General features: G+C 61.9%; 26 protein-coding genes. 14 read left to right on the top strand and 12 right to left on the bottom strand.

The annotated features are described in order from the left end of the window. Genes H351_RS06535 through H351_RS06525 form a run of 3 tightly spaced genes read right to left on the bottom strand, consistent with a single transcriptional unit; the run spans nt 1 to nt 2,338 of the window. Nucleotides 1-1,059: a hypothetical protein gene (locus H351_RS06535; protein ID WP_020909333.1), complete on the bottom strand. Its 1,059-nt coding sequence runs from the start codon at nt 1,057-1,059 to the stop codon at nt 1-3. Next, nucleotides 1,056-1,925 (bottom strand): ABC transporter ATP-binding protein, encoded by an 870-nt coding sequence (locus tag H351_RS06530; RefSeq protein ID WP_029256397.1) that lies wholly within the window; start codon nt 1,923-1,925, stop codon nt 1,056-1,058. The genes H351_RS06535 and H351_RS06530 overlap by 4 nt, the downstream gene beginning before the upstream one ends. Then, nucleotides 1,922-2,338 (bottom strand): GntR family transcriptional regulator, encoded by a 417-nt coding sequence (locus tag H351_RS06525; RefSeq protein ID WP_007729675.1) that lies wholly within the window; start codon nt 2,336-2,338, stop codon nt 1,922-1,924. Before H351_RS06525 ends, H351_RS06530 begins: the two co-directional genes overlap by 4 nt. Nucleotides 2,339-2,646: 308 nt before the next feature. On the opposite strand from H351_RS06525, the gene H351_RS06520 reads away from it, so the two are divergent. The 4 genes from H351_RS06520 to H351_RS06505 are packed head-to-tail and all read left to right on the top strand — an operon-like array spanning nt 2,647 to nt 6,755. Next, nucleotides 2,647-3,606, top strand: a complete 960-nt coding sequence (locus tag H351_RS06520; RefSeq protein ID WP_029256398.1) for an ABC transporter substrate-binding protein — start codon at nt 2,647-2,649, stop codon at nt 3,604-3,606. A 7-nt stretch (nt 3,607-3,613) separates the two neighbouring features. Beyond that, nucleotides 3,614-4,648 carry a FecCD family ABC transporter permease gene (locus H351_RS06515; protein WP_019745569.1) on the top strand — a complete coding sequence of 345 codons (1,035 nt, stop codon included), beginning with the start codon at nt 3,614-3,616 and terminating at the stop codon, nt 4,646-4,648. Further along, nucleotides 4,645-5,433, top strand: a complete 789-nt coding sequence (locus tag H351_RS06510; RefSeq protein ID WP_020970985.1) for an ABC transporter ATP-binding protein — start codon at nt 4,645-4,647, stop codon at nt 5,431-5,433. The genes H351_RS06515 and H351_RS06510 overlap by 4 nt, the downstream gene beginning before the upstream one ends. After that, nucleotides 5,433-6,755 (top strand): bifunctional adenosylcobinamide kinase/adenosylcobinamide-phosphate guanylyltransferase, encoded by a 1,323-nt coding sequence (locus H351_RS06505; RefSeq protein WP_029256399.1) that lies wholly within the window; start codon nt 5,433-5,435, stop codon nt 6,753-6,755. The genes H351_RS06510 and H351_RS06505 overlap by 1 nt, the downstream gene beginning before the upstream one ends. A 2-nt stretch (nt 6,756-6,757) precedes the next feature. Here H351_RS06505 and H351_RS06500 read toward each other — a convergent pair whose 3' ends face one another. Both H351_RS06500 and H351_RS06495 read right to left on the bottom strand, forming a co-directional pair. Further along, a complete protein-coding gene (locus H351_RS06500) occupies nt 6,758-7,543 on the bottom strand; it encodes an IclR family transcriptional regulator (protein ID WP_051636509.1) in 786 nt (261 codons plus the stop codon). After that, nucleotides 7,540-9,078 carry an APC family permease gene (locus H351_RS06495; protein ID WP_020909340.1) on the bottom strand — a complete coding sequence of 513 codons (1,539 nt, stop codon included), beginning with the start codon at nt 9,076-9,078 and terminating at the stop codon, nt 7,540-7,542. Before H351_RS06495 ends, H351_RS06500 begins: the two co-directional genes overlap by 4 nt. Before the next feature lie 348 nt (nt 9,079-9,426). On the opposite strand from H351_RS06495, the gene H351_RS06490 reads away from it, so the two are divergent. From H351_RS06490 to H351_RS06455, 8 genes are all read left to right on the top strand, one after another. After that, nucleotides 9,427-10,017, top strand: coding sequence for a MauE/DoxX family redox-associated membrane protein (locus tag H351_RS06490; protein WP_029256401.1), 591 nt, complete (start codon nt 9,427-9,429; stop codon nt 10,015-10,017). A gap of 43 nt (nt 10,018-10,060) precedes the next feature. Continuing rightward, on the top strand, nt 10,061-10,669 hold the full coding sequence (locus H351_RS06485) for a redoxin domain-containing protein (RefSeq protein ID WP_019745575.1): 609 nt from the start codon (nt 10,061-10,063) through the stop codon (nt 10,667-10,669). A 75-nt stretch (nt 10,670-10,744) separates the two neighbouring features. After that, nucleotides 10,745-11,416 (top strand): methylamine dehydrogenase light chain, encoded by a 672-nt coding sequence (locus H351_RS06480; protein ID WP_029256402.1) that lies wholly within the window; start codon nt 10,745-10,747, stop codon nt 11,414-11,416. Further along, complete coding sequence (locus H351_RS06475) at nt 11,413-12,732, top strand: hypothetical protein (RefSeq protein WP_020909344.1); 1,320 nt, start codon at nt 11,413-11,415, stop codon at nt 12,730-12,732. The genes H351_RS06480 and H351_RS06475 overlap by 4 nt, the downstream gene beginning before the upstream one ends. Beyond that, nucleotides 12,729-14,318: a multicopper oxidase family protein gene (locus tag H351_RS06470; protein ID WP_029256403.1), complete on the top strand. Its 1,590-nt coding sequence runs from the start codon at nt 12,729-12,731 to the stop codon at nt 14,316-14,318. The genes H351_RS06475 and H351_RS06470 overlap by 4 nt, the downstream gene beginning before the upstream one ends. Before the next feature lie 27 nt (nt 14,319-14,345). Continuing rightward, on the top strand, nt 14,346-14,693 hold the full coding sequence (locus tag H351_RS06465; protein WP_003940240.1) for a plastocyanin/azurin family copper-binding protein: 348 nt from the start codon (nt 14,346-14,348) through the stop codon (nt 14,691-14,693). Continuing rightward, complete coding sequence (locus H351_RS06460) at nt 14,693-15,016, top strand: cupredoxin domain-containing protein (protein ID WP_019745578.1); 324 nt, start codon at nt 14,693-14,695, stop codon at nt 15,014-15,016. Before H351_RS06465 ends, H351_RS06460 begins: the two co-directional genes overlap by 1 nt. Before the next feature lie 74 nt (nt 15,017-15,090). Beyond that, nucleotides 15,091-15,927, top strand: coding sequence for a hypothetical protein (locus tag H351_RS06455; protein ID WP_021345733.1), 837 nt, complete (start codon nt 15,091-15,093; stop codon nt 15,925-15,927). A gap of 95 nt (nt 15,928-16,022) precedes the next feature. On the opposite strand, the gene H351_RS06450 is transcribed toward H351_RS06455, so the two are convergent. Genes H351_RS06450 through H351_RS06425 form a run of 6 tightly spaced genes read right to left on the bottom strand, consistent with a single transcriptional unit; the run spans nt 16,023 to nt 23,203 of the window. Next, on the bottom strand, nt 16,023-16,712 hold the full coding sequence (locus H351_RS06450) for a SanA/YdcF family protein (protein WP_019745580.1): 690 nt from the start codon (nt 16,710-16,712) through the stop codon (nt 16,023-16,025). A gap of 25 nt (nt 16,713-16,737) precedes the next feature. Continuing rightward, on the bottom strand, nt 16,738-18,471 hold the full coding sequence (locus tag H351_RS06445) for an ABC transporter ATP-binding protein (RefSeq protein ID WP_020909347.1): 1,734 nt from the start codon (nt 18,469-18,471) through the stop codon (nt 16,738-16,740). Continuing rightward, nucleotides 18,468-20,282 (bottom strand): ABC transporter ATP-binding protein, encoded by a 1,815-nt coding sequence (locus H351_RS06440; RefSeq protein ID WP_244891452.1) that lies wholly within the window; start codon nt 20,280-20,282, stop codon nt 18,468-18,470. Before H351_RS06440 ends, H351_RS06445 begins: the two co-directional genes overlap by 4 nt. After that, the gene (locus H351_RS06435) at nt 20,279-20,626 is read right to left on the bottom strand and encodes a plastocyanin/azurin family copper-binding protein (RefSeq protein ID WP_029256405.1); all 348 of its coding nucleotides are present in this window, start codon (nt 20,624-20,626) and stop codon (nt 20,279-20,281) included. Before H351_RS06435 ends, H351_RS06440 begins: the two co-directional genes overlap by 4 nt. Before the next feature lie 10 nt (nt 20,627-20,636). Then, nucleotides 20,637-22,184, bottom strand: coding sequence for a multicopper oxidase family protein (locus H351_RS06430; RefSeq protein ID WP_029256406.1), 1,548 nt, complete (start codon nt 22,182-22,184; stop codon nt 20,637-20,639). Continuing rightward, complete coding sequence (locus tag H351_RS06425) at nt 22,181-23,203, bottom strand: ABC transporter substrate-binding protein (protein ID WP_029256407.1); 1,023 nt, start codon at nt 23,201-23,203, stop codon at nt 22,181-22,183. The genes H351_RS06430 and H351_RS06425 overlap by 4 nt, the downstream gene beginning before the upstream one ends. Nucleotides 23,204-23,349: 146 nt before the next feature. Here H351_RS06425 and H351_RS06420 point away from each other — a divergent pair, with 146 nt between their 5' ends. After that, nucleotides 23,350-24,081, top strand: coding sequence for a TetR/AcrR family transcriptional regulator (locus tag H351_RS06420; protein WP_019745586.1), 732 nt, complete (start codon nt 23,350-23,352; stop codon nt 24,079-24,081). A 64-nt stretch (nt 24,082-24,145) separates the two neighbouring features. On the opposite strand, the gene H351_RS06415 is transcribed toward H351_RS06420, so the two are convergent. Then, nucleotides 24,146-25,309 carry an alpha/beta hydrolase family protein gene (locus tag H351_RS06415; RefSeq protein ID WP_007729711.1) on the bottom strand — a complete coding sequence of 388 codons (1,164 nt, stop codon included), beginning with the start codon at nt 25,307-25,309 and terminating at the stop codon, nt 24,146-24,148. A gap of 175 nt (nt 25,310-25,484) precedes the next feature. Between H351_RS06415 and H351_RS06410 the strand changes: the two genes are divergently transcribed. Continuing rightward, on the top strand, nt 25,485-25,925 hold the full coding sequence (locus H351_RS06410) for a VOC family protein (protein ID WP_029256408.1): 441 nt from the start codon (nt 25,485-25,487) through the stop codon (nt 25,923-25,925). Nucleotides 25,926-25,940 lie beyond the last annotated feature (15 nt).

The raw sequence follows: 25,940 nt of genomic DNA, 5'->3' as shown, positions 1-25,940 counted from the left end.
TCACGGCTTGAGGCGTCGTAGGCCCCAGAGCGCCGGCAGGAGGAACAATCCCGAAAGGATTAGGACTAGTCCAGCTTCCGTGAATTGGAATCGTCTGACCTGGTCGACCGAGTGGTACCAGGTTTCGTAGTGGTCCACTCCCTGCGCGAGCACACACGCACGATATTCGGCGTCGAGTTGGGCCAAGAAGGCTTTCTGGCGAACATAGAAATCCACGTCGCTCTCGTCGGATCGCTGATCATGTTCACTACCGGCTGCATCGGTAGTGCACGCCTGATAGTCGATCTCGACCGGCTTGCCGTTGGCATCGGTGTATCCGCTCCGCACGATCCACGCCATCGAGGAATCCATAGCGTATGTCGCGTAGAAAGTGTCATGGTCGATACCTTGTGTCAGCACAGTCGGCTCGGCATAGTGTGGCCGTGCCAGATTCTGAAATCCCACCATCAAACCTGCGACGGCGACCAAGGTGACGGCCACCGCGGCGATGGGTGATCGCACCAGCAGGGATACCGCAGCACCGGCGACCAGAGCCATGAAAGTGTATGCACCCAAGACTAATCCGCTGGAATTGAACAGGGGGAAGATCATTGAACTCATTCCGTACGACTGAACGGGTCCGACGTTGACCACATAGCTCCAACTCTCGAACCCGACCCGCGCGGCCTCGAGAATGAAGCCGAGGATCGCGGCTGCGACAGTGAGCGGAAGAAAGACAACAAGAACTCGCATCCAGAACCACCGCGCTCGACTGACCGACTGCGTCAGACCGAGAACATGCGTTTGCTGGTCGATGTCACGGGAGAAGACGGTCGCACCCACCAACGCCCCGAGTAGTACCGGCAGGGCAGCGGCGATCGTGTTCACACCGGTAACGGCGGTATCCGCCCAACAGTCCCATCCGACCCCGACACACCCGAAGTACGTTCCTCGGCCCTCTGCCCCCAAGCTACTTCGAGTTCCGATTCCGCCGACTATCGCTGCTATAGCCAAAGCTGCGATGAATCCCAATGACACAATGAGCGATGTCCGGTGATGCCGCCACGTAACCCAGATCATGCCGCCACCATCGTTTCCGCGCTCAGGTGCCCGAGCACCACGTCGTCGAGAGTTGCGTCGTCGATCACCCAGCCGGCCCGAGGGCTCGGACGGATTCCCTCCACCACATGAGAATTCGACGGCATCCCCTTGTCGGTATGAATGACCGCACCGGCACCGACCACGTCCGAAGGATCGCCGTCCCCGATCAATACGTAATGGGCAGCGATCAATTCATCCAACGGACCGGACAATCTCGCGTTTCCGCCGCCCAGCAGAAGAAGTCGATCCGAGACGTCTGCCAATTCGGAGACGATGTGTGACGACAACAGAACCGTGGTGCCGTACTCGGCAACGTCTTCGAGCAGAGTGGTCGCGACGGACCGCCGCGCCACGGGATCAAGATCCGCCAAGGGCTCGTCGAGAAGAAGCAACTGCGGTCTGCGCCCGAGCGCCAAAGCCAGTGCAACCCTTGTTCGTTGACCTGGTGACAGAGTCTTCGCCTTTGCACCGAGAGCAATCCCAGCGCGCTCCACCAGATCCAGAGCGTACTTCGCATCCCACTCGTCGTTGGTGTATGCGCCGAATCGAAGAAGTTCTGCAACAGTGAATTTGGGATACAGCGGCTTGTGCTGAGCGAGGTACGACAGGCCTGGGCAGATGCCGTCCTGATCCGGCGTGCTGCCCAGGACGGAGATCGAACCGTGGTCAGGCATCGTCAACCCGACCGCCAAGGACATCAGTGTGGACTTGCCCGCTCCGTTCACCCCGACCAGGGCAGTGATGCTTCCTGTCGCGACCTCGAATGTGCAGGCGTCGAGCACCTTCTTCTTGCCGAAGCGCTTGTCCACGTCCTGCATCGTCAGTGCCGATTCTTGCGCAGTCATGATGTCTCCCCCTGCTTTCCGGACGGATCCGATTCGATGAACGTCTTCTCGAGCTCCAAACTCACCAATGCTTCGATGTCCGTGCGCTCGAGTCCGGCGGCCACGGCATCTGCAACCCAACGCGCCAACTCACGACGTAGCGCAGAGCTTTCCGCCATACCGGGCTTTGCCAGGGACTTCACGACGAACGTGCCCAATCCGGGCCGCGGGGCGACAAGTCCGTCGCGCTCGAGTTCCTTGTAGGCCTTCAGGACTGTGTTCGGGTTGATCGCGAGCGCTCCCACGACGTCCTTGGCTGTGGGCAGCCGATCCCCGACTTGGAGATCACCGAGCCTGAGCGCCTGCTTCACCTGAAGGACCAATTGCACGTAAGTGGGAATGCCGGATCGGCGGTCGATACGGAAGTCGATCATCCGAACCCTTTCACTAGTTCATTAGTGGAATAGATATTTACCCTGCCTTGACCTCCCGGGTCAAGCCAGACGACCCCTGTAAAGTGCAGATGCCCCGGTTCACCGGGGTGCCACGCTGCTCGTGTGAAGTTCGGTGAAACCCCGGCACTGTCGACGCAACTGTGAATTCGCCCGTCACTACTCGAGGCGAACGAGTCAGGTCACCGGCCTCGTGGCGACACGATGGTTCTCGGACGAAGGACCGCTCGTGGCGCTTCGCCTCGCGGCCGCGCTGCTCGCGACCCTTCACCACTAGCGGAGGGGTGGCTGTGAGTACTCGGCCGACACGTAGATTCAGATCTGTACTTGCAGCACTGACGGTGAGCACCGCACTGCTTGCCGGTGCCTGCAGTAGCTCGACGTCCGACGCACCCGCAACCACAGCCGCCTCGGACGGCTCGTTCCCGGTGACTGTTGTTTCCGGTCCCACGGATTCCGGCACGGACATCACCATCGAGTCACGTCCGCAGTCGATCGTGTCACTCAGTCCCAGCGCCACCGAGACCCTGTGGGCCGTCGGCGCGGGCGATCAGGTGAAGGCCGTCGACAATCAGTCCGACTACCCGGCCGGTATCCCGGTCACCGATCTCTCGGGCTTTCAACCGAACGTCGAAGCCATCCTCGGCTACGCACCGGATCTGGTGATCGCATCGGATGACATGAACGATCTTGTCTCCGGGCTGCAAAAGGCGAAGGTGCCGACACTCCTACTACCGGCAGCCACAAGCATCGACGACGTCTACGCCCAGATCGAGCGCGTCGCGAAGGCCACCGGCCACGAGGACAAGGGCACCGAAGTTGTCGACACCATGCGCTCGGACATCGACGCCGCAGTCGCCAGTGTTCCTGCGCGCCAACAGCCGCTGACGTACTTCCACGAACTCGACTCCACGCTCTACACCGTCACGAGTTCGAGCTTCGTCGGGCAGATCTACTCGCTGTTCGGAATGAAGAGCATCGCCGACGCCGCGGGGCAGGGCGACTATCCGCAGCTGTCCGCCGAATTCGTGGTGCAGGCCAATCCCGATCTCATCTTTCTCGCAGACTCCCAATGCTGCGGAGTGACTGCAGAATCCGTCGCCGCTCGGCCCGGGTGGAGCGGCATGAAAGCGGTTACCGGCAACCAGATCCATGTGCTCGACGAGGACCTCTCCAGCCGGTGGGGACCCCGTGTCGCCGATCAGGTGAAGGCCGTCGCGGCCATCGTTGCCCAAGTTCCCGCGGCCTGAGCACTCGATGATCAAAGCCGGTATCTCCCAACATCGGACCGCCGTTCTGCTCGGCGCCGCGCTGATTCTGTGCGCTGCCTTGCTGATCGGTGTTCTGGTGGGGCCGGCCGGTTTGACGCCTGACCGAACCATTCTCGAACTTCTGGACGGAATACCCGGCATCCACCTCGATTCCGGTCTCACCGCGACACAGCAGGCGATTCTCTGGCAGATCCGGCTTCCGCGAGTAGTACTGGGCGCGTTGGTCGGAGCAATGTTGGCCGTTGCCGGTGCCGCCTACCAGGGCGTGTTCCGAAATCCCTTGGCAGATCCGTATCTCCTCGGCGTTTCCAGCGGAGCCGGACTGGGCGCAACCCTCGCCATCGTTTCGGGTGGAGCGCTGGGCATGTTCGGAATTCCCATGGCCGCCTTCGTCGGTGGTGTGCTGGCCGTGTTCGCAACTTATTCGCTCGGCCGAAGCATTGGCGGGCCGCAGAACGCGGTAGTCATCATCCTCGCCGGTGTCGCAGTCGCAGCGTTCACGAATGCAGCGCAGACTTTTGTCCAGCAGCGGTTCGACGATTCACTCCGCGAGGTCTATTCCTGGCTGCTCGGCGGACTATCCACCGACGGTTGGTCGGAAGTTCTGGTTGTCTTGCCGTACGTCGCGCTGGCATCTGCCGTCATCCTGGTACACCGACGCGTACTCGACGTGATGGCCGTAGGTGACGTCGAAGCCGCCAGCCTCGGCGTCGACCCGGCCAGATCACGCCTGGTACTGGTGCTCGCCGCAACTCTGGGAACGGCGGCGGTCGTGAGTGCAAGTGGACTGATCGGCTTTGTCGGAATCGTTGTTCCCCATGCGGTTCGACTGGTCGTCGGCCCGTCGCATCGACTGCTTCTGCCCCTGTCACTCATGCTCGGAGCGGCGTTTCTCGTCCTCACCGACGTTGCCGCCCGCACGGTCATGGCACCGGCCGAACTCCCGATCGGCGTTGTAACCGCGATGATCGGCGCTCCGTTCTTCCTTCTGGTTCTGCGCCGCAGCCGGGTCTCGGCATGACCGACAGCGCAGTGCGGTGCCGCGACCTCCGAGTGAACCTCGGCGGCAAAGACGTCGTCGACGGCATCGATCTCGATGTGACACCCGGCGATTGGGTTGCCGTGGTCGGGCCGAACGGCGCCGGCAAGACAACCTTGATGCATGCCCTCGCTGGATTGATTCCGTCTACCGGTGAGCTCTCGGTCGGGGGACTGAGTCCTCGCAATTCCAGCCGCAAGGCGATGTCCGCCGTCGTCGCGTTGATGCCTCAGCGTCCGGTAGTACCCGAGGGCTCAACGGTTAAGGAACTGGTTGCGCTCGGCCGCACTCCCTATCTACGACGCTTCGGAACCGAAACCGCCACTGACCGTTCGGTGATCTCTTCGGTGATCGAGAGGCTCGACCTCACCGAGTTCGCAGATCGACGAGCCACCGAACTTTCCGGTGGCGAATTGCAGCGCGTGGTCCTGGCTCGGGCGCTGGCTCAAGAACCACAGGTACTGCTCCTGGACGAACCCACCAGCGCGCTCGACATCGGTCACCAGCAGCAGGTTCTCGACTTGGTGGAGGAACTGCGTGAAGCCGACAACATCACGGTCATCGCCGCGATGCACGACCTCACTCTCGCGGGTCAGTACGGTCGACGAATCGTGCTGCTGGACAAGGGCAGCGTGGTTGCCGACGGCACTCCCTCAGCGGTGCTGGAGGCAGACCTCCTCGGCCGCGTGTACGGCGCCCGGGTCGAAATCCTGGACCGGCCCAGCGGTCCCATAGTTGTTCCGATTCGGCAGGAAGGCACCCGCTGATGGAATTGGTGATGCTCGGCACCGGTGCTGCCGACGGTTGGCCGAACCCGTTCTGTACTTGCCCTTCCTGCCTGGCTGCCCTGTCGAGTGAAACCATTCGCGGGCACACTGCCGCCCTGGTGGACAACAGAATTCTGTTAGACTGTGGACCCGAAGTACCGCGTGCCGCATCGCGATTCGGTCGCACGCTGGCACACGTCGAACACATCCTGCTGACGCATTCTCATCCCGATCACCTCGGCCCGATGGCATTGCTGTTCCGGTCCTGGGCATCGCGCACCGAACCACTACAGGTTCTCGGACCACCCGACGCGCTCGCTCTCTGCCGAGACTGGGTGGGCCCGGATGACTCGGTGACTTTCACACCGCTCGAGACCGGCCAGTCGATCATGTTGGGCACCTATCGTGTTCGCGCACTCGAAGCCGCGCACGAAGTACCCACCCTTCTCTACGACATCACCGACGCATCCGGAACCCGAATCTTCTGGGCCACCGACACCGGGCCTCTGCCCGAATCCACAGTCGACGCCCTTGCCGACGCCCGTTTCGACGCCGTCTTTCTCGAAGAGACCTTCGGCTACAAAACTGACCACGGCACCGGGCACCATGATCTGCCGAGTTTCGCGGAGACGGTGACCCGACTACGCAATTGCACCGCGATCACCGATCGAACCGATGTGGTCGCCGTACACCTCGGGCACCACAACCCAGTCGAAAACGAACTCTCGGAAGCACTTCGCTTTTCCGGGGCGCGAGCGGTTCCGGATGGAGCTGTGCTCGAGATCGGGGTAGGACAGAGCCATCGAACTCTGGTCACCGGTGGCGCCCGCTCGGGCAAGTCCACTTACGCGGAGGGCCTGCTTGCCGGCTACCGGAACGTCACGTACATCGCCACGGGGGATCCGCAGGACGACGATCCCGACTGGATCGAACGAATTGCGTCGCATCGCGCGCGGAGGCCGTCGACGTGGACGACGGTAGAGACCTCCGACGTGACCGAGATTTTCGCGGCCGCAACAACACCGATCCTGCTCGATTGCCTCGGCACGTGGTTGACCGCACGTCTGGACCGACACCAGGCGTGGGCGACAAAAGATCTCAGCGCCGTCCACGCAGATATCGACCGGTTAGCCGACGCCTGGACCGCCTGTCCGGTTCCGATTGTCGCCGTCACGAACGAAGTGGGAAGCGGCGTCGTCCCGGACACGAAGTCCGGGAGGCTGTTCCGCGATCTACTCGGTCTGGTGAACAGCCGAATCGCCAGTGAATCGGAGTCCGTGGTCCTGATGACCGCCGGGCTCCCACTGAGCCTGCGCGTGTGACGTCAGAGCAATCCGGTGAGCTGACGCGCACAATCGAGTAGAAAACCGACCAACTCTCGATCCTCATCCGTCACTCGCCCGCTCGCTCCTTGAACACACAACCCGCCGGCCACCTGGTCTGCGTGATCTCGAACCGGTACTGCTACCGCGGATCGACCCAGGCGGCATTCCTGGTTCTCGAATGCAAAACCCTGCAGGCGAACAGACCTCAGCTGCTCATACAACGCATCGAAATCATCGAGGGTGAACTCCGTGACCCGGCGAAGTTCCAAACCCGAAAGCAACCGCTCGTCGTGCGCCAACAGAACCTTCCCCAGCGCATTCGCGTGAAGGTTCTTGGCCAGTGCCGCTATTCCGATGATCTCGTGATCCGGATCCTTGTCGACGAACCGCAAGCGCCCACCGGCGAATGACGCGACGTGCAATCCGAACCTCGTGTGTGTCCGCATGTCCTCGACGCGCTCGTGCAGCGTCGGCGCCGGACCACTCGACGACGCCGCATGCGAGAGCTCGGCAGTCCGACGTCCCAACGCGAACCCTGACAGGTCCGGCACCCGCACGAGAAAGCCCTCCGCCACCAGCAGATTCAGCATCCGGTACGCCGTGGCCGATGGAACGCCTGCAAAAGTGGCGATCTCCTTCGCGGTTGTTCCCGGTCCCAGATGAGCCACCGCCTCGAGCATCCCCAGCGCCTTCTGAACCGCACGCGGTTGTTGTCCACTGAAGTGGGTCTCGTCGCCGATCTGTTTGCCTGATCGTGGACCAGCGGTTGCACGGTCCGCGGTCACCGCCCATGCTCCGGCGAGTCACCCTCGGCGGTCCCACGATCCGGAACGAGTCGCCTTCGCCCGTCACCGTCGATCAGCAGAGTGCCAGCACCGGGCAACAGGTCCGCCGTCTCGACGCTGTCGAAAGCGCCGACCATCAGAAGGCTTTCCGGTCTGGCTCTTCGAAGCAATGAACTCCACACTGTCCCCGACACCGCAACAGCAAGAGCAGCGATCGGCAGTGCCCACATCCCGTGAACCGCACCATCGAGAACGATGTAGACCAGTAGACCAGCACCGGCGGTACTCACGGACAGGGTGCATATCCGGGTCAGCGACGTATGTTCCCCGATTCGGCGCAAGAACTTCCACGAAGCAAAGGCCACCAGCGTGTAAGCGCAGACCAACGCGGTCTCCACCACGCCGTCGAAGGATCCCGAATCGTCGCGAACCGTATCCGAATAGATGAATACGCCTGCCGCACTTACCGCGACGAACGCAAGTACCGCAACGTACGGGGTGCGGAACCGTCTGTGCACGCGAGCGAGCGGCGCAGGCAGTACCCGTTCGATCCCCATCGAATACAACAACCGCGAACCCGCCTGCGCACAACCGAGAGTGGATGCGAACCAGGAACACGTCATTCCGATCTTGACTGCCAGAACCACCTCCGCGCTGGCCCCGGATGCCGTTCCCTCGAAGTACGCTCCGACGATCGTCGCGCCGTGGCCGGTCATCGCCGCCCAGGCCGCAAAAACGAAGAGGACCCCGCAGATGATCGGCGAAATGAGAACCGTGCGTGTGACGCTGATGAGTGGTCGCTTCGCTTCCGGACCGAAGAAGGCCGAACTTTCGAAGCCCGCCATGCTGAGCACCGTCAGCATCGCGAGAAACGGAACTGCACTCAGCGACGGATTCGGCAGGGCAACAGCAGTTGTCGTGTCACTGTGCGTCGCCAGCATGACCACGACGATGAGAATCAACGAGCACGCTTCGACGACCAGGATCGCTCGGGTGGCGAACCGGACGCCGCGCACTGCAATCCACGCTACGGCCAGGGCAATCGCCACCGTCGTGATCACTGTCGCGGCAGTTCCTCGCACGTCGGGGCCGACAATGGCGATGGTATCGAGCAGACTCGGAACCGCCTGCGAGAAAACCGAAACCGAGATTCCGAGATACCCGAGTACCAGTGCGGCGCCCGCCGTCAGTGTCGCCCGGATACCGGAGCCTTGGAAGACGAAGCTGTACAACGATCCTGCTGCGGCCAGTCTCCGCGTGAATTGAGTGATGCAGAACGCAACGAGAAACACCGCCGAAGTTGTCGCAGCAATCGCAGCCAACCCGACGTAGCCGGGACTGTAGGTGATCATCCACAGGGCGATGAACACCATTCCCGTTGCCGGAGCGATCGTGGAGAGTGATTGCCCCAACAGGTCGATCGGGGTCAAACGTCCTCGTCCGAGACCACGGAGCGGGGAGAACACGGGCTCACTGTGTTGATCCGCATTCTGCGCTCGCGTGATCGCCGCACGCAGTGCCGCACTCACGGCCATGTGTCACCGTCCGTCGCGTCCAGGCCCGAACCTACGAGCGAATTGTCAGAATTCGGTCAAGTTAGTCCGCTTATGTTTCCGCGCAGTTTCCACGATGGCGCGCACAGAACTTTCAAGTGAGAATCCGACTCTGTTTCCCACCCAGCGTCATGCCGGATCAAGGGCGGCCGACGGTATCCGGCCCCTCCGGCAGCACCTTGACCTGTGAGTTCTCCGATTCTCACACGACAACTGCTCTCTCAGTTGCACCTCGTCCAGGCGTAGCGCGGTCGACGCGGGTTCGCAGCATCGCCCGTACAGGATGTGTCCCACACACCACCGGCACTACCCGAGAGGAACGGAGGAAGCATGGACTTGGTCAGCGCCACCACTTCGACGATCATCGGATTTGTTCTCCTGCTCGCCGGCATTCCCAAGCTGAACGACCACGACGGGGTCCTTCGTTCGGTGCGCGGATACAAAGTGTTGCCGGTGCGACTCGAAGTACCGATCGCTCGCATCCTTCCCGTCACGGAAACCGTCGTAGGCATCCTTCTGGTTCTCGGCGTGGCCCATCGCCTCGCCGCCTTGGTTGCTGCCGTCATGTTCGCGTCGTTCTTCACGGGCCTCACGATCAACCTCCTGCGTGGGCGACGCGATCTGGACTGCGGATGTTTTGCATTCGGAGTCGGCGAGATTCCGCGTATCGGATGGTTCCACGCCCTTCGCGCCGGAACACTCACGGTGATCGCTGTGGCACTGTCGGTCACCGCCGGACAGGCTGAGATCGGCGTCCAGGTCGTGGCGGCGACCTTCGGATTCCTCCTCGTTCTGGCTGGAGTTGCGCTCGCACAGATTCGTTCGGTGGTCCACCTCGGACGACGCCCGGTCGACGACTACCTGTCGAGCGCCTCCATCCGCCTACGAACCGCCGAAACCGCGTCCCGGTACGGCTCGTGACTCACATCCCCACCACTGAAAACTCGAAGGCAGGACTACCACGATGACCACTTTCCTCCTTGTCGCGACAGTGATCCTGGTGATCGCCGTAGCCGTACTGTTCTTGATGGTTCTTGCTCTGGCTCGTGAAATCGGCCGCGTACAAGTACGTCTCGGACCTCTCGGTGCCCGGATGATGGATACCGGCCCCAAGGTCGAACAGGCCGGCCCGTCGTTTGCCGGTCTCATCGATCAGGAAGGACGGACCGTCGGAGTCGGTGGTCACCGCGACAAACCTCAACTCCTGCTGTTCACAGCACCGAGTTGCTCGACGTGCAAGAGCCTTCTTCCCGGCGTAAGGGCAATGGCCCGAGCCGAATCGGATCTCGACGTGATCATCATCTCCGACGGAACACCCGAAGAGCATCGCGAGTTCCTGGCCGGCAGCGGGATCGGTTCCGAGCTCAGTTACATCGACGCTCGAGACGTCGGTATCGCGTACCAGGTGGGCACCACTCCGTACGGCGTGATTCTCGACGAGCACGGCAAGATCCGAGGAAAGGGCCTGTGCAATCACATGGCTCAGGTGGAAAGCCTGCTCAATGCGCTCGAATCCGGCACCCCCTCACTCCAGCACCTTCATGCCCAGGCGAAATCCGGCAGCGCGGCCTGATCTTCCTGCACAGTTCGATCCTCTTCACGAATCAGGAGAAAATCGTTGGACGACAATGAATTCCCGCAGCACAACATGACGGAGAACCGATATCCCGTCGACGAGGCAACAGTTCAGGCCCAGGCCGAATGGATGGCGGGCCAGGGCGGTTCGCTCACCAGTCGAACCGGACGCAAACTCTCCGAACGCGTTTCGCGGCGGTCCATGATCAGCCGGATCGGCAAGTGGACCATGGGTGTGTCAGGAGTGGCACTGATCAGCACACTTCCTGTGACACGTAGTGCCTTCGCCCAAGAGCCCGAGGTTCCTGCGCCGGCACCTGGCCCCGAACCTCTTGTCCCTGTCTACGACGGTAAAGATCCGGCCGAGTGCGAGTACTGGCGCTGGTGCAACATGGACGGAACGTCCTGTGCCGCATGCAACGGCGGCGGTGTCACCACCTGCGCCCCCGGCAGCAAGCCCGGCGCAGAGTTCTGGGTCGGATGCTGCACCAACCCTGATACCGGCAAGACCTATCTGATCGCCTACTACGACTGCTGCGGTGCACCTTCGTGTTCCAACGCATTCTGCGGCGAACCGGACATGCAGGCCGTGATGTACAACCCGGTCTCCGGAAGCTACGACCAGGAAATCATCTGGTGTGTCTCCGACGAGTCTCAGGCATACACCTGCACGATGGCGCCCATCATCGGTGAGGACTGCCAGACTCGACCGGCCGAGCGCCCCAAGGTCGGTGCCGGATCATGAGCAGTTCGCGAACCCGAAAACTGGCGCGCCCCGCCGTTGCCGTCATCCCACTCACCGTCGTACTCGCGCTGGCCGGTTGCAGTTCGTCCGACAACGACGAACCTTCCAGCGCAGGCGATGTCACCTATCCGACAGTTCCGTTCACTGCTCCGGGCGAGGGGATCTCCCTCGGTCACGACGACCAGGAAATCGGCGATACCATTCCCGAGCCATTGCACGTCGGTTCGATCACCCCGATCGCAGCTGACCGCTTGCTGGGCGTCGAAGGTGGATTCGGCCAACTCGAGCTCAGCGTCAACGTCATCGATCCGAAAACCGGTGTGGCCGAGAGCCGAATCACCGTCGGCCCGGGTATCTGGGATCCGGTCATTCACGGATTCGTCGGGGATTCCGCCGAGGATCCTGCGGTGCTCGCTGCCGAGGTGTGGCGCCCCCGAGGTTCACGCGGCGCAGCAGATTTCACGGTCAGCACCTACTCCGGAAACCTGCTGGAACCAGCCGAGGTCATGCTTCCGGACGTCGCACGCGTACATTCCCGTCCCGGCTCGAACGCCGTGACGTCCGACGGCAAGTTCTTCGTCACGTGGGACGACGGTTTGTACGGCATCAGAGTGGTCGACCTCGAGAAGAAGGAAGCGACCGGTGCACTCCAGATAGTCGGCTGCGGTCCGTTCACGTGGATGGTCGATCACGAGCTGTACAGCGTCTGCGAGGACACCCGGGAACTGCTGCACGTCACGATCGGTGACGACGGTGTTCCGAAGGAAACCGCCCGAAGCAAGGTCCTACCCGAGGATTTTGTCTCCACCCGCAAGGTCACGTGGGCATCGGAAGCGAATAAAGCCTTGCTGGTCAGTGAGAACGGCGATGTGTACGTCTTCGACTTCTCCAACGGACTGCCTCAGGAAGGTGTCAAGCCGATCGGAAACGCCGGGCAGGACTCCGGTCGATTCTCGGAGAACGTCATCAATGCCGACGCAACCCGGCTCGCAATCGCGTACACGGACACGGCTATTCATCCGGACTCTGCTCGGGGAGGCTCACTGGTCAAGATCGACTTGTCCGACGCAACGACCTTCGCCCCGGTGAAGAGCTTGACGCTGGCAGACCTCGGCTTGACAGACATCAAGAGCATGACCTTTTCCGTCGACGGCGCCACGTTCTACGTGCTCGGTTCGGGACCTGAGGTCGAAGGCTCCGCTCCGCAGAAGATCGTGGGTTACAACGCGAGCACCGGCGAGCAGGTCAGTTCCGTCGATGTCTCGGGCAACGTCGGTGATGTCAGCGGATTGATCACACCAGAAGTACTCCGATGAGTCGTCCCGGATCCGGTGTGGTGATGGGCCGGCGCCGCTTCCTGAGTTTGGGAGCACTCGGCGCCGGAGCACTCGGGCTCGGCGCAATGGGGACAATTGCCGGATGCAGTTCCACTGCAGCATCTCCGACGCCCACAACCGATCTCGACTACATCCTGCCCGCCGACCCCGAAGTTGCCGCCGCAGAATCGGCGCGAGCCTGGAACGGGACCACCGCTGCGTTTGCCCTTGCCGCCGGATTCTCGACGGTAGATCTTGGCGGACGCCTCGTGGACACGTGGACGTACGGAGGCGCTGCGGTGGCTCCGGAACTTCGACTGAAGTCCGGTGACCGGGTGAACGTCAGCGTCCAGAACGGCCTCGATGCCGAAACAACACTGCACTGGCACGGAATTCGAATCCGCAACGACATGGACGGCGCGGCACCCACCACGCAGGCCCCCATCGGCGCCGGTTCGAGTTTCGAGTACAACTTCATCGCACCGGATCCGGGAACGTACTGGTACCACTCGCACAGCGGATTACAAGCCGATCGGGGGCTCTTCGGCGCCATGATCGTCGAGGATCCGAACGACATCACCGGGGCCGACGCCGATGCCGTTCTGGTGCTCGACGACTGGCTCGACGGATTGGGTACCACACCGGATTCCGTCCTGATGGCCCTGAACCCGGCAATTTCGGGCGGGCACGGCGGACACGGCGGTGGGGCAACGACTCCGGCGGAACACTCGGAAGCCGACATGTCCGTCGCGCAACAGTTGGTGAGCGGTGGACACGGTTCTTCCGAACCACTCGGCGGGATGACTCAACACATCGCGTATCCACTGCACTTGATCAACGGGCGGCCACCCAACGATCCTGCTGTCGTCACTGCAGCGCCCGGTTCGACCCTTCGACTGCGAATCATCAACGCAGCCGCCGAAACTCCGTACCGGTTTGCTGTGGCCGGTCACGAGATGACAATCGTCGCTACCGATGGCTACGACGTGGAACCAACTCCCGCCGACACCATCATCGTCGGAATGGCCCAACGCTACGACGTACTGGTGACGGTGAAGTCGGGAACATGGCCGGTGGTGGCGAAGGTCGAGGGCCGAGATGGTTATGCGTCGACCGTCCTACGCAGCACCGACGCGTTGGCGCTGGCGAATCCGGATGTGGGCGGAAACCTCTCGGAACTGGCCGGCCGACTGGTCATCGAAAGCGAACTCCGGCCCACGGAATCCGCACGGCTCGAGACGAAGTCGCCTGATCGCGACTACCACATCGAATTGATCCAGGCCGGCGATCGGTACGTCTGGGGAATGGCGGGAGCCGATGCGGGCAAGCTCGTCATGAAACAGGGCGAACGGGTCCGGATCACGATGAAGAACACGTCCACGATGTGGCACCCCATGCACACCCACGGCCACACGTTTGCGGTACCGGATTACGGCGGACTTCGCCGCGACACCGTCAACGTCCTACCCGGCACCGAGCTTGCCATCGAGTTCGACGCCGACAATCCCGGCGAGTGGATGTTCCACTGCCACAACGCCTACCACTTCGAGGCCGGCATGACGGCAAATCTGCGTTACGTCCGCTGACAAGTCGAAGAATGGAGAGAACACCTCATGAAGAAACTCGTTCCCGCTTTCCTGGCCGCGTGCGCTGCCCTGAGCCTCACCGCCTGCAGTAGTGATGCCGGTGCGTCGTCGGACGAACCTGCAGTCGTGATCGAGGTGAAGAACATGGCGTACACACCGGCATCGGTCACCATCGAGAAGGGACAGACCGTCGAATGGAAGTTCGACGACAGCGGACTCCCCCACGACGTGGTCGGCAACGGTGATCTCGACGGGAAACTGAAGAGCGAGTTGCTCACCGAGGGAACCTTCTCGTACACGTTCGACGACGCCGGAACCTTCACCTACCACTGCACGCCCCACCCGATGATGGTGGGCACCGTGATCGTTCAATAGTGAGGAGGTGGATCGTCGGCTTCGGCCTCGCTGTCGCGGCGACGTGTGTCCCAGCTTGCGGCACAGAAGATCCCGTCCCCGACGTGGTGGTCGAGATCAGCAATGTTCAGTTCAGCCCGATGGACGTCACCGTGGAACACGGCGGCACCGTCGAGTGGCGCTTCGACGACGGTGGACTCCTGCATCACGTGGAATCACCCGGCCTGTTCGACAGCGGTATCACCGGAGACGGAACGTTCCGGCACACGTTCGAAAGTGTCGGAGTCTACGAATATTCGTGCTCCGTCCACCCGTACATGATCGGCGTCATCACAGTGCTGTGAACTCTGGCTCATCACTTTTCGCTGCGACTTCGGCTCAACACTTTTCCTGAACCACAAACACTTCGGAGGATCTGATGACTACTGTTCTCTCACACGGCCCACTGCAGACCGATGTCCCTGACATCCGGCCGACCCTTCAAGGCTCGGTCGGCACCGCGACCCGTGTCAGCCTCGTCGCGGCGGGCGCTGCTGCGGGTGCCGGCCTCGCACTCGTGGCCACGCCATCTGCGACAACAGCTTTGACCACAGCTGTTATCGGCGCCGGACTGGTTACGTCGCTGGCTGCGAACTGGTCGACCTGCGGAATGTCCGTCGCCGGAGTTGTTGCCGCGCCGAAGCAGGTAGATCGGAAGGGATCCTCGACTCCCGTCCGCCGACTCGGCTGGCACGCTCTGGGTTCGGTCACGACGGGAGCCGTCACCGGGGCATTGATCGGCGCTCTCGGTGCGGCGATGTCCGGCTACGTCCCGATCGGCTGGGCACTGGGCATCTGGGCCGTCGTCGCGGTTGCGTACGGGCTGCACGAGTTGGGTGCAGTGAGGATGCCGACTCCGATGCGGCGCCAACAGCTTCCGCGCCATCTGCGCCGCACAATGGCGCCCTGGAAGGTCTCGCTGATCTTCGGCGCGATCATCGGTCCGGGATTTCTGATCTTCATCCGCTCGAGTGCGTACTACCTCCTGGCACTCGGCGTCATGGCTTCGGGTTCACCGGCTCTCGGGGCGGCGCTGTTCACGGTCGTATCCCTTGGCCGCTGCATGCCCAGCCTCGCGGCAATCGTGCACACCAAGCGCGGTGGCTCGATGCCGGGATTCCTCTCGATCATGTGCGTCGTGGACCGTCGCGTGCAGAGCGTCACCGGCGCGGCATTGATCGCACTGGGAGCATTCGCCGCCGCAGCACTGATCTGACTGTCGAGCTAGCACCCTTCACCTCGAGTGAACACACGCCCCGACTCTCCGGAGCGTGTGTTCACTCGACAGAAACCGTGCGCACTCACCCCGCGTCAGGGAATCGACAGCGCCACCTGGACCGAGTCCTCCGACGGCGACGTCACCTTTGCGTCCCGACTCCAGAGCATGTCCAGCGCTGCCTTGGGCTTGGCAAGAACCCACTCCCGCGCGGCGTTCTTGATCAGCGTCGGAGTTGCGCACCCGCAATCGCTGTTCACACCGTCTGCGTCGATGCCGACGTCTCGGCACAACGCAACAGCGCGGGGCACGTGATACCCCTGAGTGACGATCAACGCCTTGGTTACCCCATACGTATGTATGGCCCGAAAGCAGGTGTCATAGGTGTCGAGGCCGTACGGATCCCCCACGATGCGACGCTCATCTATTCCCTGCTCCACCAGGTAGTTCGTCATCGCCGCGATCTCGTCACCCGAGCCGCCGTTCGCGTCGCCGGAGACCAGGACCGCTTTAGCCTTTCCCGCTTCCACCAGTTCGACTGCTGCGTCCAGCCGCCCTTTCAGGAAAGCCATCGGCTTACCGTCCTTGATCTGCGCGCCCAGCACGATCACAACCGGAGCGTCGGGAGCATCGGCGGCGTCTGACGTATGTCCGGCCGACGCCACGGAGATCCACACGATCGAGCCCGCGTAGACAACTGCTCCGAGCACCGCAATGCCTGCGACCCAACGAGGCCACCTGCGCTTGCGCGGCGGTTTCACTGGATCTGCAGCAGCTTCGTCCATTCGTCGATCAAACCACACGGTTTGCTCATGGCTCGAGTGCTCGGTCGATCCTCCATCCCTCCGCGCCACTGCGCTCGGCCCACAGACCCGAGTACTTTCCACCTCGCGCGATCAGGTCTTCGTGGGAACCGACCTCCTCCACCCCTCCGGCTTCGAGGTAGACGATGCGATCTGCTCCCTGAATAGTCGACAGGCGATGAGCGATGATCACCACCGTTCGACCACGGGCCAATCGGTGAATTGCCTCGGTGATGGCGACTTCGTTCTCTCCGTCGAGGGCGGAAGTCGCTTCATCGAGAAGAACAATCGGAGTGTCCTTGAGGAATGCCCGCGCAATCGAGACCCGCTGACGTTCACCGCCGGACAGCAGTGATCCGCCTTCACCTACCCTGGTCTCCTCACCGCTCGGCAAACGGTCGATCACTTCGCCTAGCCTGGAATCCACCACTGCTTGACGGACCTCCGACTCGGTGGCATCCGGTCTCGCCAACCGAACGTTCTCCAGGATGGTTCCGTCGAACAGGTAAACCTGCTGTGAGACAGTCGATATCCGAGACATCAATGCTCTCGTTCCGATGTCGCGAACATCGGCTCCCCCGATGGATACCGCACCTTCGTCGACGTCCCAGAATCTGGAGATCAGCCGAACCAGAGTTGTCTTTCCGGAACCGGAAGGACCGACCAGAGCAGTGACCGAGCAGTCCGGGAATTCGAGGCTCACGTTACGAATCACGCGATCCGGGCCGTAGCCGAAGGAGACCGAATCGAACCGAATATCATACGAGGTAGGCTCTTTCGGCACCTCAGGCTCTGCCAGCACCGGTACATCGATCATCTCTCGGACAGATCCGAGCGACACCCGGGCCAGTGAGATACCTTCACCGAATCCTGCGAGCATTTGCATCGGCTCCACAAACCTCACGGCCAACACGAGAACAACGATCACGCTTGCTGTGTCGATGGACCCGGTGGTGACCAGCAGTGCCGCCAGAACCAGGACGGTGAGAAAGGCAACCTGAACGACGATCATGAAGCGCAGCAGATACTTGTCGACCGATCCGATTTCCTGCAGGTGTGCGTCCCGGTTGGACACAAGAGCTTCGTCCAACCGAGTCCAGCCTTCGCCACTCTTACCGGCCGAACGTAGAACTTGCTGCGCCTGTGCATATTCGACGACGCGCGATGCCAACTCGGATTCGCTCTTGCCGATCGCCTCGTATTCGGGAACAACCGCCCGTTGCACGTTGCGGTAAGCCCGAATCCCCAGTGGAACGAAGACGACCATCGCGAGAGACAGTCGCCAGTCCACAAACAAGACAGCGATCGCCACTGTCGCTGGAGTCACCGTGACGGTGACGAGTTGCGCGATGATCATTCCCGGGATGCTCATCAAGATAGCCGTGCCCTCGGTGACCAGGCGAGTGAACGCTCCACGGTTTGCCTTGCTGAACCACCCGAGCGGAACCTGCACCAAGTGCTCACCGAGGCGATGCATGATTCCACCGGCAAAACCCTCGATTCCGATGCGGTACGCCCGATTCTCGGCGATCCACCGTACGGCGCCACAGGCCACCGCCACGAGAGCAGCCGTGACAACCCACGGAACTGCGGCGTCGTAATCGCCGCGAACCACCGCTTTCAGGATCGGAATCATCAGTGCAAAGACGACACCCTCGAGTATCCCGGCGAGCGTGAAACCTGCTATCTGACCTCGCATCCCATTGTCGCGCCCGAGGATTTCGTCCAGGTCTCGAATCATTGCAGCGCCTTTCGCGGAGATATGTCTTCGACGAGAGGGTTCTGGAGCGCCCACATCCGCGCGTAGGTTCCGCCGAGCGCCGACAACTGTTCGTGCGTACCCTTTTCCACGATCCGTCCGGCGTCGAGAACGAGTATCTGATCTGCGTATCGGACGGTGTGCAGTCGATGAGCGATCACCATCAGGGTGCCGCCGTCTGCACTGATCTCGCCCAGTGCGCGTTGAACGGCCGATTCACTGTGGGGATCGGCCTGCGAAGTCGCCTCGTCCAGGATGACGATCGGCGGGTTCTGAAGGATGGCGCGGGCGATGGTCAGGCGTTGCTTCTCCCCACCCGACAACTCACTGCCCGAACCACCACCGATCTCGGTGTCATACCCGTCCGGCAGTCGCATGATCACGTCGTGAATCTGCGCCCGCCTCGCCGCTGTCTCCACTTCCAGATCCGTTGCATCCGGTCGACCGAGCCGAATATTCTCGCGCACGCTGTCCCGCAGGAGCACAACATCTTGGAAGACGATGGCCATCGATCTCAAGACTTCACGACTGGACTGATCTCGTAAATCGCTTCCGCCCAGTCGAATAGACCCGTCCGTCACGTCCCAGAACCGCGGAAGTAGACGCGCCAAAGTGGTCTTTCCGGAGCCGGAGGGGCCAACGATCGCGGTCACGGTGCCCGGCTGCATCTCGAAGGAGATGTTCTCGAGGACGCGCTGCCCAGTGGTGTATTCGAAGCCGACGCTGTCGAATTCGACCAAAGTGCTGCGAGCAGGCACTGCATCCTGAGGTTCGGCCAGCTCTGGTTCGCCGAGGATGCTCTCGACGTGAGTCGCTCCCAGTTGGCCTTCGCGGTAGAGGTTGGCCATCGTTCCCATGTGCAGAACCGACGACGGAACACCGATTCCGACGACCAGAAAGGCAACAAGAGCTACCGGGGTAATCCAACCCCCGGACAACATTGCAGTTCCCGTCGCCGTGATGACCACGATGAGTACCGCCGGTGAGAGGAGGATCGACATAGCGACCACCGGCCTTCCCATCCCCGACATCCATCGCACGCACACCGCAACCATCGAATCGACAGCGCTCGAGTAGCGCGCGAATGCGCGACTCCCACTCCCGTACGTCTTGACAACCTCGATACCGTCGCCCAGTTCTACTGTCGCAGAGGTCAATGTCGACATTGCAAGATTCCAGGAGTCGACGTTCGTTCGATAGGCTCTGCGCATCGACGGCGCGGCAAGAGCGAGACACACTCCGATGTAGCCGACCAGGACCAGGCTGAACTTCCAGTCCATCGCCACTAGATAGATCAGGGCCACTATCGGCGACAGGATCGCGGGCACCACGTCGGCGGGAAGGTGAGCGACGAGAAGATGCATCCGCTTCACATCGTCGGTCATCGCCTGCTTCACTTCACCGGTGCCACCATTTGCAAACCACCCCAGAGGAACTCGGGACAGATGCCGAGCGATACGCGAGCGGATCGAGTATTTGAAATGCGCGTCGGCGGTGTGGCACACGGTCAGCGCTGCGTTGTAGACGACAAAACCGAGAATTGTGCCCGCTGCACCGATTGCGGCCCACAGCCAGACCAGGTTCAACGACGAGTCGGTCAGGAGCACCCGCGCGATCTCGACCACCGAAACGTAGGGCAGGAATCGTAGCGGCACCGACAGCGCCGACAAACCCGCACCCAGGAGCAGGCGATTTCTCACGGGAGCGATCATGCGGCCCAAAGCGTCTCGGTCGACCAGACCAGGCGAGCCTTCGAAGGCCACAGTCTCCTTCACTGTCATCGAGTTACTCACTCTTCGACGATGATCGTGCCGGTCATGTTCGGATGTGGTGTGCACGTGTAGGTGAACGTTCCGGCTTTGTCGAAGGTCTGACTGTAGGTTCCGCTTCCTTGGAGATCGCTCTTGATCCCCAACTCGGCGAACACGACATCGTGCGGCATTCCCTGGTCCTCGAAAATCCACGTGACCGTCTGTCCTGTGTGCACAGTGACGGAGTTCGGAGAGTACGCAAGGTTCTTCACCGAGATCTCGACCGGCGCTTGCTCGGTGGAACCCCGTGATTCACCTCCGCACGACGTCAGCGTGAACACCGCTGCAACAGCGATCAATGTGGTCAACCCGGTGCGAACTGACATTCTGCTCTCCTCATCGAACGTAGTGGAGGTCGGCAGTCATCCCGGCCTCGAAGTGGTACGCGTTGTGACAGTGGAACATCCACCGTCCTGGATTGTCGGCGTCGAAGTCGATCGCCAATTGTGCACGCGGAAGTACGATCACGGTGTCTCGGCGAAGCCCGCCGTACGAGGGAACCGAGAAGGTGTGCCCGTGGGTGTGCATCGGATGCCACATATCGGTGTTGTTGTTCATGACGATTCGTATTCGCTCGCCCTGCTTCATGATCAACCGACCCACATCGGTGCCCGCCATTCCCCAGACGTATCGATCCCCGGCCTGGATGAGATCAACCGAATACTCACGATCCGGTACCCGCTGTTCCCACGCGCCCGACGGTCGAAGCGTCGGTTCCAGAACGAGTCGGCCGCCGGACCCTGACAGCACTGCAGGAGAAGTCAGGTCGACGCTCGCTACCGAATCCGGTGTCCGAAGCAGGCACGCGGCGCCACCTGGCTTTCCTTCCACCTTCGCGGCGATAGGCCACGAACCGGACTGCACCGTCACCAATACGTCGTATCGCTGCGCGGGTGCGATCAGAATCTCGTCTCCGGCTGTGTAGGCGATGTCCTGCCCGTCAGCACTGACAACGGTCAACTCGTGCCCGGCGACAGAGAAACGGTACGGAGTCTCCGCCCCGGCATTGATCACCCGCAATCGAAGCCGTGTTCCGGCCGCTGCACTGACGACGAAGGGATCTTCCACAGGCCGTCCGTTGATCAGGTGCAGTGGATACGTGATGTGCGTTGCCATTCCACCGAGCGCCTCGGAATTACCGTGACCGCTGGCGAGAAATTCTGCGGCAGAATCAATCTCTGCATCATCGACTTCCGGTGGAGCTCCGCCGTGCCCGTGGTGTCCTCCCTGCACGTCCGGTGACAATGCGCGAAGCACTGCATCCGGGGTTGTTCCCAGCCCGTCGAGCCAGTCGTCGATCACGATGACGACGTCCTCGTCGGCTCCGGTCCGGTCGTTCGGGTCCTCGACCACGAGTGCACCGAATAGCCCTCGATCGGCCTGCAATCCTGAATGGGAGTGGTACCAATATGTTCCGTGATCCGGGGCCACGAAGTCGTAGGTGAACTCGGCACCTGGTCGGATTCGTTCCTGGGTGACCGGTGGGACACCGTCCATGTCGTTGCGGATCGCAATGCCGTGCCAGTGCACCGAGGTCTCCGTCGGAAGGTCGTTCTGCAACCGAACGTTGAGTCGGTCTCCCTTGGAGATTCGAATCTCCGGACCCACCGCTTCTGCACCGTACGACCATGTGTCCACCCCTCTGGCGCCCAGACTCACCCGAGCCGGTGCAGCTGTCAGATTCCGTTGGACTGTGTGCCCGCTACGAATTCTCGCCTGTTCGGCAGCACGTACTTCGTCGTCGAACGGTGAAATCTCAGAACTGGTTTCGTTCGCCGAGCCACGGCTGCACGCACTCAGTGCCACAGAACCCAAAGCCGCAGAGCCGAGAGTCACCGCTCCCCATCGCAGAGCCAGGCGCCGACTCAACGCACTCGAACTCATGCCGTCAGCGCCGTGAATTCCTGATAGCGCGTCGCGGCAACAGCTTCGGTTCCGGTGCCGGTCAGATTGCCGGCAGCCATGGCATCCATGTCCTCGATCATCCAGAAAGTGGCGAAGGGATGAGTGGCGAGCCACATGTCTCCGTTGACCTTGGCCACTCGGTTCTCCTGCACCGCTGAAAGACTCGAGAACCCGGGAACACCGGCAACCTTGCCGAACTCGTACACGCCCTCGTCGAACACGGCTACGATCCGAGCATCCTGCGCCGGGATCGCCTCGTCGGACAGGGGCGCATACGGCAGTCCTCCAGCGGCATTCGCTCGCTGGGATTCCGAACGCCCGAAGCCGCTCTCCGCCAACAGCAACGACGGCGGCGCCTGCTCGGTGGTGGTGGCAAGGATTCCAGAACTGCTCATCAACACCGACACGGTGTTCGCTTCACCACCGGACCGAGCAGAGACGTCAGCGATCTTGCCTTCCAAAGCGACAGTCAACTTGTCGGCAACCGACTGACGATCAAAAGCGCGTCCGAAGAAGGCAAGATTCTCACGCCACGGAGTTGTGACGGCCGGGACCGGCACTGTGGGGACGGTCGACGCGAGGGAGTCGTAGTAGCTCCGATCGCCCATCGACGTGAAGATGACCAGTCCAGGATCCTGGGCGAGGACCTGCTCGATCGGGGGTGCACCGAGCGGCGGCACCGTGACCACCTCGGTACCCGCTGACGCCAAGATGTCCTGGCCGATCTCCGATCCCCACGACGTGAAGACCACGTCAGGGGTGATGCCGACGGCAAGGAGACCGAGTGCGGCGTATTCGTCGAGGGAAACAATTCGCCCGAGGTCGCCCGGAACCGACGTCTCACCGAATTCGTGGGACACAACACGCGTTCCCTCGGCAGGTTCCGTCGTCGGTCCCGCCTCACTCGAGCTACAGGCGGCCGCAGTCAGGGCAACGACACTGACCAGCAGCGAAGCACCCAGCCTCGATAGGTAACCGGGTCGCGTTTTCAACTTCATGGTGTCCTTCAGCTTCGAATAATCGGGGGTTCGCTACAAATCGGAGCACTGCTCGGATTTGGCAAGTAAACCTCACCTAAGTTCATCCGTCAATCGGTTGCGTCGACTACGCGACCCGATCCGACGCCGCTAAGCTCGGTCGGACCATGACTGCGCCATCACCTGACAAGAAGTCCGCCGCGAAATCACAGCGCCGCCGGAGTTACAACACCGGGATCACTGCGGACGCCGTGCTGACCGTGGCGCTCGGGCTCAGTCGCGAGCACGGAGTCGAGGGCTGGTCGCTGCGGCAGCTGCTCAGCGAACTCGATACGTCGTTCTCCGTCGTCTATCGACTCGTCGGAGATCGGGACGCGCTCTCGGCTGCGGTGGTCGACAGTGCGGTGTCGGCCGTGAACGTGCCATCCGCACAAGAAGATTGGCGTCAATGGCTGACGCATCTGCTCTTGCAGATGCGAGAGGCCTTGATCGAGTGTCCAGGCGCGGCACAGTGGCTGCTGATGAACGGAGTTGCCACCCAGCGCAGCCGGGAACTCATGGAGGCCGGATTGGCTTCACTGACCGCCGCCGGGTTCGGGGAAGAAGCCGCTCAGGCTTACACCGTCGCCTTCACTTCGACAACCACACTGATTGCCATGAACGACGCCAGGCGCATTCCCAGCGGACAGCCTTCACCCGATCACAGCGCGATGCTGGAACGCCTGAGCAACGACGGACCCTCAGATCCCCGTTCATCGATGGAGACACTGATCGGGAAATTTGCCGGTCCACCGGATGCTGCGGAAGCAACACGGGCAGAACACTATCGCTACACACTCGACCGTGTCCTCGACGGTCTAGAGGCGCGACTGGACGCAATCAAAGAGTCACAGAAATGACCGCGGGGTCGCTGTCGCACTTGTGCGACAGCGACCCCGCGGATGATCTGGATTCTCGGTATGCCTAGCGGAACAGGTTCGCGACGAACGGAATCGTGTCGGCCTGCGATTCGACCAAAGCGCCGCTGTGATCGGTGTTGTAGGTCTTGAACGTGACCGGTTCACCGTTGGCGACCAACGCTGCAACCAGCGAAAGTGCAGACGGTGCAGGGACATCCACGTCAAGCAGGCCCTGGCCGATAAAGATAGGGCGGTCGTATCCACTGGTCGGTACACCCATGTAATCGTTCAGCAGACCCTGGAAGTTCGGGATCTGACTGAGCGGGCGGGAGAAGATGTCACCGAGGACCAGATCCTTGGATGCCTCGTCCAGGTCTGCGGCGCAGAGCTTTTCGGCCGAGTCGACCTTTTCCCTCCCCAAGTCGTTCAGGTAGGAATTCAAGTCGATCTCGGGGTGCGCTTCCCGCAAGCCCGCGAGGATGTAGAGCGCGTACGACGTCAACCCGCCGCCGAGGGCGATGGGAGGGAAGCCCGGACCGGCAGGCAGGAGGGTCAACTCGATGTTGGCCGGCACTCCGGTACCCACGCCACCGCGGTAGTCGAGCGAATCCCCTCCGTACTCGGTTGCGTAGCGGGCCGTCGTGATGGCCGCACCGCCGCCCTGCGACTGTCCGACCACTGCCCAACGATTCGAGATGGAGGAGTCGATGACCCGGGCCGCCTTGACCGAGTCGACTACGCTGTGCGCCTCCACCTTTCCGTCGAGGTACGGCATCAGCCCTGGTGTACCCAGACCGACGTAGTCGGTGGCGACGACGGCGTAGCCCTCCGAGAGCCAGCGCCCCAGGTACGGGTAGTCACGTTCGGGCAGGCCGGGACCGACCAGCGAAGGGGCACAGGAATCGTCGAGTCCGGTGGTGCCGTGCGCCCAGGCGATGACGGGCCAACCACCTTCCGGTGCCGGGCCGGCCGGGACGTAGTACGCGCCACTGCTCAGCGCGGGCCCGCCGTTGGAACCGATGGTCCAGTACGTGAATCGCTTGGCGTCGGCGGTACCCGGAATCCACAGATCCTTCGGTAGCGGCTCACTCGACACCACAGTGCCGGTGGCTTGCGACGCGCTCGGCGCCTGCGCGGACGCGATGGGCGCAGCAACGGCGGAGCCGATCGTTGCAGCACAGAGGGCTGCGATGGATATGCGGGCAAACGACTTCGACTGGAATTTCACGTCTGACGACTCCGGTTCGTGCGGTGGGCGACCTCGTTGGACGTTATCGTAGATTTTGTTTAACCGATCGGTCAAGCAAAATCTTGCAGCTTTGCGACACGTACATGTCGAGATCCCGGCCCCGACTCCGACCCAGTATCGAACCGGCACGAAGAAACAGTAGGAGGATGTGTCCATGGCACACGTACAGCGTTTCGACCACATCGGCATCACCGTCGCGGACCTCGAATCAGCGACGGCGTTCTTCGTCGGTCTGGGTCTCGAGGTGGAGGGCACCGGATCCGTGGAGGGCGAGTTCGTGGAAACCGTCTGCGGTATCCCTGGAGCAAAGTGTGAAATCGCCATGCTGCGCCCTCCGGGCGAAGGGTCACGGCTCGAGCTCTCGTCCTTCGTCACGCCCGACCACGTACCCGGATCGCCTGCTCCGATGGCCAACGAGATCGGTCTGCGCAACGTGTCTTTCGAGGTGGGCGATCTCCAGGCGGCGGTCGACGCGGTGGCTGCGGATGGTTACGGGCTCATCGGCGGGATCGGCGAGTACGAGAACAGCGTGCGCATGGCCTACGTGCGTGGGCCGGAAGGGATCATTGTGTCCCTGTTCGAGCAGATCGCCTGAAGCGTCACGGCAATC

Source organism: Rhodococcus erythropolis R138, from assembly GCF_000696675.2.
Taxonomy (GTDB): Bacteria; Actinomycetota; Actinomycetes; order Mycobacteriales; family Mycobacteriaceae; genus Rhodococcus_F; species Rhodococcus_F erythropolis.
Note: the sequence above shows the minus strand (reverse complement) of the source record. Positions and strands in the feature narration are given on the sequence as shown.

What these genes read in the sequence shown, in the direction of transcription:
- H351_RS06505 (WP_029256399.1), top strand. Translation starts at nt 5,433, where the DNA reads ATGGAATTGGTGATGCTCGGCACCGGTGCTGCCGACGGTTGGCCGAAC.
- H351_RS06515 (WP_019745569.1), top strand. Translation starts at nt 3,614, where the DNA reads ATGATCAAAGCCGGTATCTCCCAACATCGGACCGCCGTTCTGCTCGGC.
- H351_RS06490 (WP_029256401.1), top strand. Translation starts at nt 9,427, where the DNA reads ATGGACTTGGTCAGCGCCACCACTTCGACGATCATCGGATTTGTTCTC.
- H351_RS06530 (WP_029256397.1), bottom strand. Translation starts at nt 1,925, where the DNA reads ATGACTGCGCAAGAATCGGCACTGACGATGCAGGACGTGGACAAGCGC.
- H351_RS06465 (WP_003940240.1), top strand. Translation starts at nt 14,346, where the DNA reads ATGAAGAAACTCGTTCCCGCTTTCCTGGCCGCGTGCGCTGCCCTGAGC.
- H351_RS06525 (WP_007729675.1), bottom strand. Translation starts at nt 2,338, where the DNA reads ATGATCGACTTCCGTATCGACCGCCGATCCGGCATTCCCACTTACGTG.
- H351_RS06475 (WP_020909344.1), top strand. Translation starts at nt 11,413, where the DNA reads ATGAGCAGTTCGCGAACCCGAAAACTGGCGCGCCCCGCCGTTGCCGTC.
- H351_RS06535 (WP_020909333.1), bottom strand. Translation starts at nt 1,059, where the DNA reads ATGATCTGGGTTACGTGGCGGCATCACCGGACATCGCTCATTGTGTCA.
- H351_RS06425 (WP_029256407.1), bottom strand. Translation starts at nt 23,203, where the DNA reads ATGAAGTTGAAAACGCGACCCGGTTACCTATCGAGGCTGGGTGCTTCG.
- H351_RS06420 (WP_019745586.1), top strand. Translation starts at nt 23,350, where the DNA reads ATGACTGCGCCATCACCTGACAAGAAGTCCGCCGCGAAATCACAGCGC.
- H351_RS06435 (WP_029256405.1), bottom strand. Translation starts at nt 20,626, where the DNA reads ATGTCAGTTCGCACCGGGTTGACCACATTGATCGCTGTTGCAGCGGTG.
- H351_RS06430 (WP_029256406.1), bottom strand. Translation starts at nt 22,184, where the DNA reads ATGAGTTCGAGTGCGTTGAGTCGGCGCCTGGCTCTGCGATGGGGAGCG.
- H351_RS06450 (WP_019745580.1), bottom strand. Translation starts at nt 16,712, where the DNA reads ATGGACGAAGCTGCTGCAGATCCAGTGAAACCGCCGCGCAAGCGCAGG.
- H351_RS06510 (WP_020970985.1), top strand. Translation starts at nt 4,645, where the DNA reads ATGACCGACAGCGCAGTGCGGTGCCGCGACCTCCGAGTGAACCTCGGC.
- H351_RS06470 (WP_029256403.1), top strand. Translation starts at nt 12,729, where the DNA reads ATGAGTCGTCCCGGATCCGGTGTGGTGATGGGCCGGCGCCGCTTCCTG.
- H351_RS06445 (WP_020909347.1), bottom strand. Translation starts at nt 18,471, where the DNA reads ATGATTCGAGACCTGGACGAAATCCTCGGGCGCGACAATGGGATGCGA.
- H351_RS06485 (WP_019745575.1), top strand. Translation starts at nt 10,061, where the DNA reads ATGACCACTTTCCTCCTTGTCGCGACAGTGATCCTGGTGATCGCCGTA.
- H351_RS06455 (WP_021345733.1), top strand. Translation starts at nt 15,091, where the DNA reads ATGACTACTGTTCTCTCACACGGCCCACTGCAGACCGATGTCCCTGAC.
- H351_RS06495 (WP_020909340.1), bottom strand. Translation starts at nt 9,078, where the DNA reads ATGGCCGTGAGTGCGGCACTGCGTGCGGCGATCACGCGAGCGCAGAAT.
- H351_RS06410 (WP_029256408.1), top strand. Translation starts at nt 25,485, where the DNA reads ATGGCACACGTACAGCGTTTCGACCACATCGGCATCACCGTCGCGGAC.
- H351_RS06480 (WP_029256402.1), top strand. Translation starts at nt 10,745, where the DNA reads ATGACGGAGAACCGATATCCCGTCGACGAGGCAACAGTTCAGGCCCAG.